Here is a 15279-nt window from a genome sequence, read left to right as displayed (position 1 = left end):
GATCATGTCAGGACTCCTTGATATCTTCATCATATGTTAGCCATATACCAGCTGTACTAGCTAAGTGTCTTACTGTTACTTCACTATTACTTCACTGTTACTTCACTGCTTCATCCTGTACATGTTCTTTACAGAAGTTCTCAACAGCTTGCAGCTCATCCTCTTCAAGTTCAAGATCAATGTAACGATTCGTTACTTTTTCAATTAATTCATACTTCAGCAGTCCTGTCTTTTCTTCGTCTACTAAATAAAGACAACGGATATACAGTCCGTTTTCAGTGTATAGCTCGTCGTCCTCCTCTACCTCTACATCAATGATAAATTCATAACGCTGTCCAGTCAAAATACCAAAAGCATCTTTAATCTGATCTACGGTGTACGCTGTAAAGTTCAACATGTTTTTATTCCCTCCGGGTTTCCTTCAATTACGGTGCATTCTACGCCTGCAGGCAGTAGTTGTTCAACTTGTATACGTACTTCTTGGCGACTCAAATCCTGGCCCATGATGGATATCCAGCCCCGATCATTACGCGAGCGAATTAAACGCCCTATGCCTTGTCTGAGTCTAAGTGCCATGTGAGGCATATCTATCTGAATAAACGGATCTGCTGCATCCTTGCGCAGAGCCGTAAAAACCGGATCATTCGGAGGAAATGGCAGTGACCAGATAATAACGTGCGACAGAGAAGGTCCAGGAATATCCAATCCTTCCCATAATGTGACAGCGCACAACACACTTTCCTCATCATTCTGAAAAGCTGAGATCAGATGGCTGATTTCAGCCGAACCTTCGTACAGAAAACGATAGGCAGACGCCTCCGGGTAAGCAACGAGACCCGTCTGGAATGCAGCCAATTCCTCCTGTGAAGGAAACAGGATAAGCGCTCTTCCCTGCGATTTCTCCAGCAGTGCCAGCGCTCTCTGGATTGGATCATCCCCCGCTTGCAACGGGTACAGTGCAGCTTGCATCTGATCGCTGTAGTCATAAGGTGAAGCAACAGAGAACGTTAGCGGATTTTCAATACCGAGACTCTGCGCCATATAGTCAAAAGAGCTTTCTACGGAAAGCGTAGCTGAAGAGAATACGATCGGTATATGCTGCGCAAATACTCGCTCTTTGAGAATCTCTTTTACCATCTTCGGCATAACCACAAGCGTTAATCCATCCTGATCCTCCATCACCCACGAAATGAGAAGTTCAGGACGCTTAAACAAAGCCAACGCGGTTTGAATCATTTCCAAATGTTCTTCCACAATTTTGACTTGATACTCATCCAAAGAGAATAGTCCGCTTTCAAATACAAGCTCTTCCTCGATCATGCCGATCAGTTCTCCAAAGCGGTTTACCTCTCGAGTCAGTGACTCATTCAGGATGAACTCCTTGCGATTAGAACCCTGGACAGGCTGACTGTTCTTATCTAGTGCAGCGAACAAAGCCTCACTTTGGGAGATTGCATCTTCAATCGTCATTGCCAGAGATTCTCGCACTTCTCCCTCCAGCAGTCGGGTAATTATAGACTCAAACTGAGCGTGCTTAAGCTTGTAAGTAAGCGCATTTTGTGCCGCTGTCTCCAGTAAATGCCCTTCGTCAAAAACAACAGAGCTGTGCTCCGGCAGCAACGGCAACTGACCCTCGCGCTTTCTCGCTTCGTAGGTCCATACATGCTCCATATAAAAATCATGAGAGCAGATGACCAGATCTGCCGCTTTGCGATAATGATCACGAGACAACGTCTGACCACAACGATGCCGCTGATGGCAAACGAGACAGTCTTGAAATACATCCCATCCGAGTCTGCTCCATTGTCCATCTGTTAGCTCAGGATATTCCTTTCGGTTCCCGTAAGGAGTGAAGGACTGTAACGTATCTGGAAAATGAACAAAATCCGGTAGATCCTGATAGATATCACGGAAAACATCTGCGTCCTCATCCAGTCCGCTTCGCACCTCATCCAGCTTATTCAGGCAAATATACTGATCTGGCGACTTCCCCAATCTGGCATCAATCGTCAGACTCAAATGCTGTGCCAGCTTGGCGATATCCCCTTCCGGCTTTACCAATTGTTCAATTAACGATTCATCTGCACAGGCGATAATCGCCGGTTTTCTCATGTATCGGGCATATGCAATAGCGTACAGCAGGTATACCAGCGTTTTACCAGTACCCACACCTGCTTCTGCAAAAATGGTCTTTTTTTCCTTATAGGCACGTTCTAGCTGGAATGCCATATAAATTTGTTCATCCCGAACCTCAAAGCCGACTTCAGGCAAAACTTCATAAAATACATCCGCAATCCAGTCACTTGCCTGCTCAATAAACGGCTTGGACGGATCAAAGGCAAAAGGGTAAGTAGTCAATCGGGCTGTGCCTCCAATTCGTTCATAATGTGCATCCTTTCATTATAACGCAAAACAAGCTAAAAAGAACATGAAAACTGTAAGAGCAGCTTATATTTTTTTTATGTCGGTATAAGATTCCCTTTAAAATAAAGGGGCATACTTTCGTCTCAGTGAGATGCTACGTTATATTAATATTTCATAAAGAAAGCTACATAGACATCTACGATGGAAATTTTTTGAGAAATGTCTGTTTTTTCCGTAATAGTAAATGAAGAAAATTATCATGACAAAATAAAAGAAACTAGCTAATGTATTACAAGCATTAGCTGGTTTCTTGTTGATTGATGAATATGCATTAAGCAGAAGCTCGTTCTCCTTAACTCATGTTTAAGATTCGCCAATTAGATCCAATTTTCCCCACGCTTATTAATACATGGTTTTGTTCTTCTCCATCTATATAAAGCTTAACTTCAAGCACCCTTATTTCTTGTATATTCATAGTCTGCTCTATAACATTTTTGTTCTTTTCACTATGACTCGATATTATTTGAGGCTTAGAGTACGTGCTACTCACCTTCATTTCCTTGATTTTCTTTAGGTCCCTAGCAGCATTCGCTTCTCCCATAACGATACGTTTGCCCACCATATCCGGATTTGAGTTTAGGAACAGTAACATATAAAATTTCTCCCAATACTGTTCATATTCGATAAAGCTTTTTAAAAAGTTATGGCTTTCAAAGGAAGGAATGGGAGCACCTGCTTGAAGCTCATAGGTATGGAGCAAATTGAAATGATTATCTACTGTATTCGCACGATACTTTTCCACAATAGGAAAACATTTTAACGCACTGTCGAAGTTATGATCATTTACAGCTTCAAAAAAGGCTTCTACCACCAATTCGGGCGTGGAAAATTGCGCCTCAGTGGGTTGTGGCAGATCTGCCTGCAAGTTCTCCAAATAAGTGCTTCCAGGCTGCTCTTTTCTAGCATCTTCAGAGCTGATCTCTCCAGAATGTCCTTTATTCGTACAACCCGCAACCACTACGAACAGCAGCAGGACTACAACTGAACAAAATATCCATTTTCGTTGTCGCATGAATTCATGTTCCCCCATTATTTTGAAAATCAAAGACTACTAAGCTTTCCTTAATAATCGGTGATCTCCTCCGTACTTACAGAAAAGACGATTGCTGATTGTATCGCTGCAACTCTTTTTTATGTACAACAAAGGTATTGGTACAAAGATCGTGGACTCCCTGTTTCTTCGCAGTAAAAGCGACCACAATATATATAAGACGTAAAATCACAAAAGAAACGGCTTTAATCCAATAACGTCCTGAGGCATGCAAGAATCCAAGACGCTTTCCTTCCTTGTCTACAACAATTAAAGAGAACACAAGCTTACCCGGTGTTGCTCTTACCTTCGATGATTCCCATAACACACAGTAAAGCCATGGTACTACGAGCCATAAGATCAGCGGCCAAACCATAAGCAGCACTTGTATGAAACCCGTCTCCTTTATACCCAGAAGATCTGGGATAATGTTAATTGCTCCCCCTACTAAAAGGACTATGCCAGTAAGGATGATCAAATCAATCAAAAACGCGGCTGTTCTTATCCAGAATCCTCCGTACATCCGTCTTTCAGTATCACTTGTTCCTGTCATGATATGTATAACTCCTTTTGAAACGATATTTAAAATCCAGTTTATTCCTTTACACAAGATGATATCATACGGTTACCTACCTATATTGTCAATTTACGAATAAATACTCTTAAACAAGTAAAAGGACCTATTTCCATGCATTAAAATGAAAATTTTTAGGAATTAAGATCTTATATACAATGATTTTTCTTTGATTGGGTACAAAATAAGCGCAGCTACAATCTCTTCCCCCTCTATAAGTAGTACTTTGGCATCGAATTAAATAAAGTCTTTTTTTGTGCATAAAAAAACAGCGTATATGTAAATGAGATTACATACACGCTGCCTCACTATTACTCTGTGGATTTGACAAGCAACAGCTCAGCTCGAATGAGCTTGTTCCCGACCATCTTACTCACTATATTTTTTTGCATTCAACACTAAACAAACCTTCTTCACCGCGCAGCTTTGCCAATGCCTCGACAAAGAAATAATCGCCATAGATAATGGGAACGTTGATGTATTTTTGCTCAGGATAATGTACGGTCCCATTCATCAGCAATCCCTCATGCTCCTCGCCCCACGCCGTACACGTATGATGCAAGCCCTTGAGAATAGATTCTGCAGCTTCTGTAAAATGCTCCGCACGTGTCGAATATTTTGCCAGCTCCAGCAAACCACTGGCTGCAATTGCCGCAGCCGACGAATCCCATGCTTCGCGGTGCCCTTCTTCTGCTCTAAAATCCCACACAGGCAGGCAAGCATCACCCAACTGGGATAGGAAAAAATCAGCCGTGTTCTCGGCCACCTTCAAATAACGCGAATCGCGCGTGTACCCATACGAAAGCGTAAAACCATACAATGCCCAAGCCGTGCCACGTGCCCAGGCAGAACCGGGAGCAAATCCCTGTCCACCATGCTCGGCGACCTTTTTTCCAATCTCCGGATCGAATTCGACCACATGTGCGATAGAACCGTCCGAGCGGACAAATTCACGTGCTACGGTATCTGCATGCTGCATAGCGAGAGCGGCAAAACGCGGATCTCCGCTTTCCTCCGAAGCCCAATAAAGCAAGGGTAGATTCATCATACTATCTATAATCGCAACGCCCCGTGTATCCATGTCCTTCGAGGGGAAGTTCCATGCGCGAATAAAACGGCCATTCACGTTAAAACGAGCAGCCAGCAGATTGGCAGCCAACACCCCGCGTCTTCTGGACTCTAAATCTCCGGTCAGCCGATGGGCGGCTACACCGCTGAGCAGCCAAATAAAGCCAAGATCATGGTCTACAGCTTCGCTATTATAGAGTATTTTTTCCAAACGACCCTCGCACCGCTGTGCAATCCCGGCAGCCACACTGTCAGGACGCGCCCGATTGGTCAGCCACAGTAGCCCCGGATAAAAGCCTGCTGTCCACCACGCTTCTTCACGATTATCATAACGTCCACCCTCAGCAACATGTGGAAAAGCGTCCCCCAGTCTTGCCGCTAAGGCAAGGGTCTTATCCAAAGCCAGCTCCCACGATTGTTCCAGCCACGCTTCTGCTTTCGTCATTTCTTTTCCCTCTCCTTTTTCCGCATGTTAAACCATATTCATGGCTCCAGCTCTAACTATTCAGGTAACCGAATGATAAAGGAAATGCGGTTGCCTTCATATTCCAGACGCGCTCCCTTAAGTAAACCATTCCGACAGGCTACTGAAGCTAATTCTTCCGGCCATACCACGTTCGTTCCTTCCGTCGTCGGGATAACTTCGAGGCTTGCGCCTGCGTATTCTACTCGAATGCTTTCCGTTTCTTTCCCGGCTGACATGACATGATGAATTACGCTGCGTTCCCGACCGTCATACGCCATTAAGGGAATAAGTGCCCCTACATTCTGAATATTGCCTTGAATCTCATACGCCACTTCAATTTTGCCAGGTACCTGACGATAATGCGTTCGGATTTCCCTCACTCCCGGGAAGGGACCTTCCCACAGAAGAGTAAAATCCGTTGCTCCGTCAGACGCTGAGCTTTGTTCCAGCTGCACGGTTCCTCCGCCATCCTGCGGGTCAATCCCTCCATCCCGATCGAACTCCAGCGTACCGGGAATGCCTTCCGACAAGCTGTGCCACTTTCCGTCCTCCGTTTGCCAGGCCGGGGTATAGCTCAGCGGGAAAATATCTCCCTCCGCGAAGCCTGTAAAGCCACGGTCTGCATGACCTGCTGAGGACGGACCGATCAGCGACGGCAGCGCAGACTGCTGAATACGCACGATGCCCGGAACATTATACGGGTCGTTGACCGATGTTTGCACAAGCATTTGCTGCCCCTCTACGGCTGCAATGACAGTCTGGAACCAGCCATCCGTTGCCAACACCCGGCTGCCGATTTCCGCCGGGACGAAGGTTGGAGAAATGCGATCCATCTCCTCCCCATATAGAAGGGTGTGGGCCAGCACAGCCGCCGTCCACAGACTGTAGCAGGTATGATTCGAGTACACCTCAAAGCCATGCCGTGCCTCGGACGAATAATGGTTGCGGACGATGTGCAGCTTGCCGTCATCGGTCTGCCAACGGCTAATTGCTTGCCAGCATAGATCTGCTGCCCGTCGGAACGCACCTGCAAGCCCATGCTCTCCTGCCGTAATAGCCTGCTGAGCATGTGTTGTAAAGACAAAGGCAGCAGCCGCTTCGTTCCACTGATGCTGCGCGCTTCTTCCACGCGGCGGAATTTCCCCGTGCGGGGATAGCGCCAGTAATGTGCTGAGCGCCCCCCTGCGAAGGTGGTCACGCAGTTCGAGTGCGCAGCTGCCATCATATCCATTCTCCAGCATCACGCCCAGATGGAAGCGTGTAACGATATCGTAGGCAAATGGGCTATTGGGCCGATCCAGCGGTCCATCCTGATACAGGCCCAAACCGGTAAAACGAGGCAAATGGTAGCTTCGGATATACTTCTCCATCCATTCCGAATCGGCTGCAATTCCTTCCGCTGCACGCAAAAACTCGCCGGAAATCATAATTGCATTCCAGTTGATCATCCGGTTCGGGTTTTTCATTTTGCTCATCGTAAAAATGTAGGTCTGCTCCGGCTGAATTCTGCTCAGTTGTTGCTTCCATGCCGTGGCTTGTTCTGGCAGCAAATTTTTAAGGAGCCGATACGCTCCCATCATCATAATTGGAAAAAAGTCTGGGTGGTGATCGGGCGCTTTTTCCTCCACTACACAAGCTATGCTATGCGTCAAGGCCGCAGCAGCAGATTCCAGTAAATCATGCCGGCCTTCTTTGACCAATACCGCCGCAGCGAACGCATAGGACGGGGTGGAGTAGTACCGTTCACTTTCAGAATGGAGGTCAATGATAGCTCCAGATTCATCCTGATGCAGGGCATATGCGCGAACCAGCTTTTCCAGCACGGCCAGCTTATGTTGGTGAGTCCATCCGTCATTCACTTGGTTCGGTGCGCTTTCCACCTGTTCTATAAATCTCTCCAGTTCCGTCTGCCAAGGGTACGCGCTGCCTGTCTGCAGCTTATTCATCCTGTCTGCCTCCCATTCAAAATGAAAATTAATGTATGGTAAAAAACAGATTGCAATCTACGCTTGCAGAACCGTTCCAGTGATTGGAGCCCAGCTGCAGCGATGTTTTATAAAACACAAAGGGAACTCCGTCATGATCTATGTGCTTCACAGCCTCCACCCCCGCCCGCAGCACGCTGGCATCATAATCTAGCCTGACGACCGCGCTCGTTCCCTTCCATTCCACGAAGTTTGCTCCCAGATTAGGCTGGATGCGGCTGATGAAAAGCTCCTCCACATCCCATGACTTCATGCTCACGCCAGACGTTTCAAACTCAAAATGATCTGTGACGGTAAGCCTTGCTCCCTTGCTTCCCTCCAGCACAGTCCATGTGAAGGAGCGGGTGAAGACTGCCAATTCTTCTACGGGATAAGCAGATGTCAAATCAAGCTTAAGTCTTGTGCCTGGCTGTACCTCCTCCTGCTCATCCAAAGCAATATCCAGTACAACCGCCTTTGCCTTTGCGCCCGATTGCTGCATAGTCCCATTGATGACAGGCACGGAGTGACCTCCGGAGGAGATATTGATAATCGACTCTCTTCCCGGTGAAAAATAGGCCTTCGTGTATAAGCCTGCTCCCAGATCACACAATAGATTTTCGCCACCACCATGAAGGATGAAGTGTCCAAGATCGTTATGATTGTGCGGTTCATTGTTATGCCCAGCCTTCGCTGAAAATGCAAGCATGATACCTGATTCACCCTTTTGGCTTCCATGTCCACTATGGCTGGAACTGCGGCTGCGGCACATCAGCCAACCAAGTTGCGGCAAATAATTGGCAACGGTCTCACCGCTCCCAAATGCCAAAGGATTCGTCCAGACCAGATTACGCAATACATGAGCCCAGCGGCGACAGGGGTCTTCCAACAGACCAGGTACGCGGAAAGGGAGTGTAGATGGTCGTTCTTGCAATGAATTCAAATGAGAGATGAGTCCGGAAGGCAAACGTTCCGTTTCACTACTGTCCGAATAATTAGCAAAAATGCCATCCGACAGATGAACCCGCTCTGCAAAGGCTGCGATTTGCCTAATCTTTTCCGAGTTCAGAATATCCACTGCTCCTTCGGTAAACTCACGCAGCATATCGGCAAAATAAATGAAATAACCAAAGCCGTACACCCAGTATCCTACGCCTTCGGGGCATCCCCCGTCCTCACTGTAGCCTGCCAAAAAACAATCCAGTGCGCCCAGCATACTCTCGATGGCTACCGCTCTGGAAAAGTCATCTTCTACCAGCAGCAATGCTGCAATTCCACAACCCGAAGCACATACTGCCGACCAGTTATGATCTGCGGTTTCCCATCCAAAATGACGAGGCTGCCAAAAAACGGGTTCCAGCACACGACGTTCGATCTCTTCGTGCACCTGAGCAACCACATGGCTAGCCAGTTGTTCTCCTAGCAGCAATAAAATTTCAACCAGTATTTGTGCTGTTTCGGACGCGAATAAATCCACCTGCTGCCAAGGCGGTGTTACTGTGTCCTCTTCATTGACATGTGCAGGAAGCGCCCAGGTGTACTCGCTGCATATGTCCAGCAGACCGCTTTCCACCGCTTTTATCTTTCGAGGCTCCGGCTTGACAACCGCTTCCAGCACTATAGCAACCAGTCGTCCACGCCGTCCAAAGTATACATCCTCATACGGTTTGCGCTCCCCTGTATTAGCAAATTCCCGAAACAGAGACAACGGCAGTTCAGGCCATGATGTTTCCCGATTATCTTTACAGGCACGCTCAATATCCTTCCAAAACTCGGCGTATATCGGCTCAGAGACAGTCGTCCGCAGCCTTTTTGTCCAATTACTCCTTAACCGTTGCCTTGCTGAATCCTGCATACTACCAGCTAGCGCCTTAACGAGCCGCGAAGCAGGCCAAGCCTCCCTCAGAAGACTCATTTGCCTTTCCTCCCCATGAGAAGCATTCGTTTCACCCTCTTTTTTTGTTAACGCTTTCATTGTATCTAACAATCATCCTAAATTCAAAGGGGTAGTAAAACAATGGAGAAAAATAAAAGAACCTCCAAGCCCCGTTGCCGTGGTCATGGAAGTTCTTTTATTACGCTATTGCCAATCTACGTCCAGATTAGCTTTGATCATGTTTTCTAAACTGTAGGTTTCTCTTGTTTCCACTTTCTAATCCCGTCATCCTCCAGAATACCCAGTGCTGCATCTGAGATATTAGGATCACGTAGCAAAGCGTCCTCGACTCTAAATTTAATATCGTCAGCATCTGCCAGCGTCATGCCCGGTGTAAGCTCAATCAACCCTTCCACGTGATAGTAACGTCCTTCCTGTAGAATACGCATTTGATAAATATCCGTAACATGTGTATCTGCGAGAATAATGGAAGCCACACGTTCTTCGATATCAGGAGGAGCAGATACACCGATCAAACCTACCATGTTGTCGTAACCGACCCGGAAAGCAACACCGACCATCAGACAACCGATGAGAATACTTGAAATACCGTCCAACAGTTTAAAATCGGTCAGCGATGTGACCACCACTGCTAGCAGGGCGAGTACTCCCCCCGTTGTTGCTACCAAATCTTCATAAAATACCAGACGGGTTGGCGGTGCAGCACGCCCCACGTGGCGGAACGCAGTGGTGAAAATGCTTAGCCCCTTCGCTTCTACTCTGGATTCATGCAGCACTTCTTTCATCGCTTTGCTCCATACAAATCCGTCCACCACTAGTGACAAAATCAGCACTACTACATTAATCCAAAATCCATGTGTAGATTCAGCCGGATGCTGAAGCAAATGAATGCCTTCCAATGCGGTTTCATAGGCCATGATCGTTACGACAATAACAGCAACCATACAGAACAGGTTAATCACCCGTCCAAAGCCGGTAGGAAAGCGTTTTGTCGGTTTTTTCTCTGCTAGTACACTGCCCGCGAACACAAACATTTGATTCACTGCATCCGCAATGGAATGCATCATCGTAGCAAACATAGAACCACTACCTGTCAAGGCAAAAGCAATCCCCTTAATCAAGGCAATACCGGTATTACCTAACGCCGCCGAGCCCGAAGATTTGTTTCCTTTTTTGACCATACTCCAAAAGGAGTCCTCTTTCTGTTTCACTTCCATCTTGTAGCTCCTCCTGAGGTATACATAATCTGTTATATCATCGTTTGTTATGTATTATTTTTAACCCGTCCATATTCTACCTAACCAGCTGAGGAGAATCAATACAAACGATAATATTTTCCATGGAAAAGGAATGCCCCGTGTCCCCCTACGACATGAAGCATTCCCGTTACAGCCTTCTATCAGACATACCCTCAGGTTAACAACACAGATAATCTACATGCGCTGGCGATCAACATAAGTGCCTGTTTACCAGCTTGATTTCGTAATGCCTGGAATTTGGCCTTGATGTGCCAACTCGCGGAACGCTATACGAGACAGCTTGAATTTGCGCAAGTATCCTCTGGGTCTTCCTGTCAGCTCACAACGGCTTTTCAGGCGTGTTGGAGATGAGTCACGCGGAAGCTTTTGCAAAGCTTCGTAGTCCCCTTTTGCTTTCAATTCACGTCTCAGGTCCGCATATTTAGCTACAATTTCCTGGCGTTTCTTCTCTTTTACGACTTTTGACTTCTTGGCCATGTAAAGCTCCTCCTTGTGTTATATGCCAATCATGAAGGTTCACCATCACTACCACGAGATTGATGAACACGGATATGAACATGATTTCACACCATAAATAGTAATAATTACGATTACAATTTAATATAACGCTGCTCCAAGCGTGTTGTCAACCCAAGCGGTTTGAATCACAACAACATTAAAAAGCCGTTGAAACAGTAGACCCCTTTCACTCTTGTGATCGGTCTGCCGTTTCAACGGCTTTAAAATTTGTTGACTAGCTCTGTTCATTCAGCCAAATGGCAAGCTACCCAGTGATCTGGACGTGCCTCACGATAGAGTGGAATCTCTTTAGAACAACGCCCGATGGCAAAGGGGCAGCGAGTATGGAATTTGCAGCCCGAAGGCGGATTAACCGGACTAGGAATATCCCCCTTGAGCAAAATTCGTTCTCTTTTCAACTTCGGCACCGGAATAGGCACAGCCGACAGCAACGCCTTCGTATACGGATGCAGCGGATTGCCGAATAACTCGTCACGCGAAGCCGTTTCGACCATAGAGCCTAGATACATCACGCCAATACGGGAACACAAATGTTCCACCACGCTCAAATCATGCGAGATGAACAAATATGTCAAACCCCGTTCGGCCTGCAATTTGGCGAATAGGTTAATAATCTGCGCCTGTATGGACACATCCAGCGCTGATACCGGCTCATCAGCGATAATTAGATCCGGCTGAAGCGCCAACGCTCGGGCAATGCCGATCCGTTGACGTTGACCTCCCGAAAATTCATGGGGGAAACGGTCGATATGATATTCGGACAATCCACATAGCTTGAGCACGTCCAGCACAATCTGCCGGACCTCCTCTTTGGTAGCTATACCGTGATCCAGTAGCGCCTCACCAATGGCATCACCAATCCGTACACGGGGATTCAGCGAGCTATACGGGTCTTGAAAGATCAGCTGAATTTTAGGACGAAGCTCCTGCATCGCTTTGGCAGACAAGCTGTGCAGATCCACCCCTTTGTATTTTACGGTACCGTCCGTTTTATCCGTCAATCTAACAATCGTGCGGCCCACCGTGCTTTTACCGCTCCCCGATTCCCCTACCAACCCGAAGGTTTCACCCTGACGGATTGTAAAGCTGATATCGTCTACCGCCCGCACATGTCCTGAAGTACGGTTCATAAACCCGGACTTCACGGGAAAGTATGTTTTTAAGCGGTCTATTTCCAACAATGGCTCAGCCATGAACAACCGCCTCCTCATATAGCCAGCAGGATGCTTTCTGCTGAGCTGAAACTTCTTTTAATGTAGGCTCTTTTATACGGCAAATGTCCATGCAATACCCACAGCGGTCGTGAAAATAACAGGAAGTCGTCAGCTCCAGCGGATTAGGTACCTGCCCAGGGATGGAATACAGTTCCTCTTGGCGCTGATTAAGCACCGGTTTGGACTTTAGTAACCCCTGTGTATAAGGATGCTTGGGATGATTGAACAGCTGTACCACCTCGCCTTCCTCGACGATCTTGCCTGCATACATCACTATGACGTAATCAGCCATTTCGGCGACAACACCCAGATCATGGGTGATTAGCATGAGCGACATATTGGATTGGGCTTTGAATTCACGCAGCATATCGAGAATTTGCGCCTGAATCGTTACATCCAGCGCTGTGGTTGGCTCATCCGCGATAAGCAGCTTGGGACCGCAAGAAACAGCAATGGCAATCATAATTCGCTGCAGCATCCCCCCGCTCAGCTCATGCGGATAGCTTTTTAAAATCTGCTCCGGCCGGGATATACCGACCTGTTCGATCAGCTCCAGTGCTCGCTTACGAGCTTCCTTACGGCCTATTTTCAAATGCTCAATCAGTGGTTCGGATAGCTGTTCACCAATGGTCATGACTGGATTCAATGAAGACATCGGCTCCTGAAAGATCATGGATATTTCATGCCCGCGAATCGTGCGCATCTCATTTCTGCTAAGCTCTAGCAGATCGGTTTCCTCAAAACGGATGCTTCCGCCTGCCACTTTACCACCAGGACTCTGGATGAGACCCATGATCGACATCGCGGTAATACTTTTGCCGCAGCCCGATTCACCGACAATGCATACCGTTTCCCCCGGCTTCACACGGAAGCTGATATCATCCACCGCTTTAACCGTTCCTTCTTCTGTATAAAAATGAGTGCTTAAATGTTCAATGGAAAGTAAATTGTCCATGGTGTATGATCACCTACCTCTTATGTTTCGGGTCAAGTACATCCCGCAGCCCGTCACCAAAAATATTAATAGCGATGACTGTAGCAAAAATAGACAGTCCTGGCGGTATCCACAACCACGGTCGTTGCTGAAAATCCAGCACATTGTTAGCGGCATCAATCATATTGCCCCAAGTTGGTGTCGTGGGTAGCACGCCAAGGCCAAAGAAGCTGAGTACAGATTCACTCAAGATAGCTCCGCCAATATTCAATGTAGCGATAACGATCAACAACGGTAAAATATTCGGCAGCAGATGCTTGAACAGCTTTCGACGATTCGAGAGTCCCAGTACCGTCGCGGCTTGCATAAATTCACGTTCCCGCAAACTAAGCATCTGGCCCCTCACCATCCGTGCAATCCCCGGCCAGTTGACCAGACTAAGCATCAGCATGACAATATACATCCGTTGATCGGGTGGAACCTTCCAATCAGATAGCAGCGCGCCCATAATAAATAGCAGGGGCAAACTGGGAATTGTCAGCAGCAAATCAGCAACGCGCATAATAATCTGATCTGCAATCCCGCGAAAATATGCGGATATGACCCCCAGCGTAGCCCCCAAAAAGACTGACAATACCATGGAAGCCAAACCCACGGTAAGAGAAATTTGACCTGCCTGCATCACACGTGTCAGCACATCCCGTCCCAGCTTGTCTGTTCCTAACCAGTGATGGATATTTGGCGCCTTGTTCATCATTAATATATTTGTTTTATTATCGGAATAAGGAGAAAATAGCGGGCCGATAAAACAGAGCAAAAACATAAATACCACGACGAGCAGACCAGCCATAGCAAGCTTGTTTCTGAACAGCTGCCGGAGCGCTTGCTGCCACATTGAAGATTTAACAGTTGCTTGCAGTCTGCCGTTGCTCTTGCTCAAATTACTGCTCACGGATGACATTCCTTAGCCCCCTTCTTACACTTTCACACGCGGGTCCGCGATGCGATACAAAATATCGGACAACAGTGTCCCGATCACGCTCAATATGGCAATTAGCATCGTAAAGCCCATAAGTAGCGGATAATCCCGGAGCGAAAAGGATTGCATGTACAACTGACCGATTCCCGGCCAATTAAAAATCTTTTCAATAATCAGGGACCCGCCAAACAGCGCAGGTAATTCGAAGCCAACGAGCGTAATGGCAGGCAGTAATGCATTTCTCAATGCGTGCGTAAAAAGTACCTTTCTTTCCTTTAAGCCCTTTGCACGGGCTGTGCGTATATAATCCTGCTGGATCACGTCGATCATATTGCTACGGAAGTAGCGGGTCAACGACCCCAGTCCCAGCAGCGTCATAACGATCACTGGCAAGGTCATATGCTGGAGAACCTCCTTCACATACTCCATACCTGTAGCGTTACTGCCCGTATTGAGCATGCCACCGGGTGGCAACCACTTCAGGTCAACCGCTGCGATTTTAATCAGATACAGCCCGATAAAAAAAGAGGGCACAGACATGGCAGCGAAAATCACTATCATTACCAAAGTATCAAACCATGAATACTGCTTATAAGCAGCAACCACACCAATAATGACCGCGATAAACCAGGTCAGGAAGGTCGATATAACGGCCAGCAAAAACGAGTTCCAGATATATTCATTAAATAAGGTCAGCACCGGCTTCTGCTGGGCAAGCGAATAGCCAAAATTGCCATGCAGCGCATTGCCTAGCCAATTTCCATAGCGTTCAAGAATAGGCTTATTTAGGCCGTAAATTTCCCTCAGCTCCGCCTTTCTCTCTGGCGACAGCTTCAGATTGCCGCTAATGAAATCTCCCGGTGTCATGGCATACAGGAAAAAAATCATCATCGATGCGGCCAACAAAATAATAACCATATACGTCAGTCTTTTCGTTAAAAACGAGCTCAT

13 protein-coding genes are annotated in these 15279 nt (G+C 47.0%); all 13 read right to left on the bottom strand.

The window, feature by feature from the left end; genetic code table 11:
• Positions 1-97: 97 nt before the first annotated feature.
• Positions 98-397 (bottom strand): DUF6509 family protein, encoded by a 300-nt coding sequence (locus MKY75_RS10680; protein WP_039273380.1) that lies wholly within the window; start codon positions 395-397, stop codon positions 98-100.
• The gene (locus MKY75_RS10675) at positions 391-2358 is read right to left on the bottom strand and encodes an ATP-dependent DNA helicase (RefSeq protein ID WP_029519138.1); all 1968 of its coding nucleotides are present in this window, start codon (positions 2356-2358) and stop codon (positions 391-393) included. Before MKY75_RS10675 ends, MKY75_RS10680 begins: the two co-directional genes overlap by 7 nt.
• 358 nt (positions 2359-2716) lie before the next feature.
• The gene (locus MKY75_RS10670; RefSeq protein ID WP_340885212.1) at positions 2717-3469 is read right to left on the bottom strand and encodes a hypothetical protein; all 753 of its coding nucleotides are present in this window, start codon (positions 3467-3469) and stop codon (positions 2717-2719) included.
• Positions 3470-3512: 43 nt separating this feature from the next.
• Entirely contained in the window at positions 3513-4007 is a 495-nt protein-coding gene (locus MKY75_RS10665; RefSeq protein WP_029519136.1) for an RDD family protein, read from the bottom strand.
• A gap of 397 nt (positions 4008-4404) precedes the next feature.
• Positions 4405-5541, bottom strand: coding sequence for a glycosyl hydrolase (locus tag MKY75_RS10660; protein WP_340885209.1), 1137 nt, complete (start codon positions 5539-5541; stop codon positions 4405-4407).
• A 56-nt stretch (positions 5542-5597) separates the two neighbouring features.
• Entirely contained in the window at positions 5598-7508 is a 1911-nt protein-coding gene (locus tag MKY75_RS10655) for a glycosyl hydrolase (protein ID WP_340885208.1), read from the bottom strand.
• Positions 7509-7536: 28 nt separating this feature from the next.
• On the bottom strand, positions 7537-9441 hold the full coding sequence (locus MKY75_RS10650) for a heparinase II/III family protein (RefSeq protein WP_340885206.1): 1905 nt from the start codon (positions 9439-9441) through the stop codon (positions 7537-7539).
• Between the two features lie 206 nt (positions 9442-9647).
• A complete protein-coding gene (locus MKY75_RS10645; protein WP_025724173.1) occupies positions 9648-10640 on the bottom strand; it encodes a cation diffusion facilitator family transporter in 993 nt (330 codons plus the stop codon).
• A gap of 249 nt (positions 10641-10889) precedes the next feature.
• Entirely contained in the window at positions 10890-11159 is a 270-nt protein-coding gene (gene rpsN, locus MKY75_RS10640) for a 30S ribosomal protein S14 (protein ID WP_029519131.1), read from the bottom strand.
• A gap of 266 nt (positions 11160-11425) precedes the next feature.
• Positions 11426-12394 carry an ABC transporter ATP-binding protein gene (locus MKY75_RS10635; protein WP_069010207.1) on the bottom strand — a complete coding sequence of 323 codons (969 nt, stop codon included), beginning with the start codon at positions 12392-12394 and terminating at the stop codon, positions 11426-11428.
• Complete coding sequence (locus MKY75_RS10630; protein WP_340885205.1) at positions 12387-13370, bottom strand: ABC transporter ATP-binding protein; 984 nt, start codon at positions 13368-13370, stop codon at positions 12387-12389. Before MKY75_RS10630 ends, MKY75_RS10635 begins: the two co-directional genes overlap by 8 nt.
• 13 nt (positions 13371-13383) lie before the next feature.
• Complete coding sequence (gene opp4C, locus MKY75_RS10625; protein ID WP_029519128.1) at positions 13384-14310, bottom strand: oligopeptide ABC transporter permease; 927 nt, start codon at positions 14308-14310, stop codon at positions 13384-13386.
• A 15-nt stretch (positions 14311-14325) separates the two neighbouring features.
• Complete coding sequence (locus MKY75_RS10620; protein ID WP_165147273.1) at positions 14326-15279, bottom strand: ABC transporter permease; 954 nt, start codon at positions 15277-15279, stop codon at positions 14326-14328.

The organism is Paenibacillus sp. FSL L8-0663 (assembly GCF_038008125.1).
GTDB classification, from domain to species: domain Bacteria; phylum Bacillota; class Bacilli; order Paenibacillales; family Paenibacillaceae; genus Paenibacillus; species Paenibacillus polymyxa_D.
Note: the sequence above shows the minus strand (reverse complement) of the source record. Positions and strands in the feature narration are given on the sequence as shown.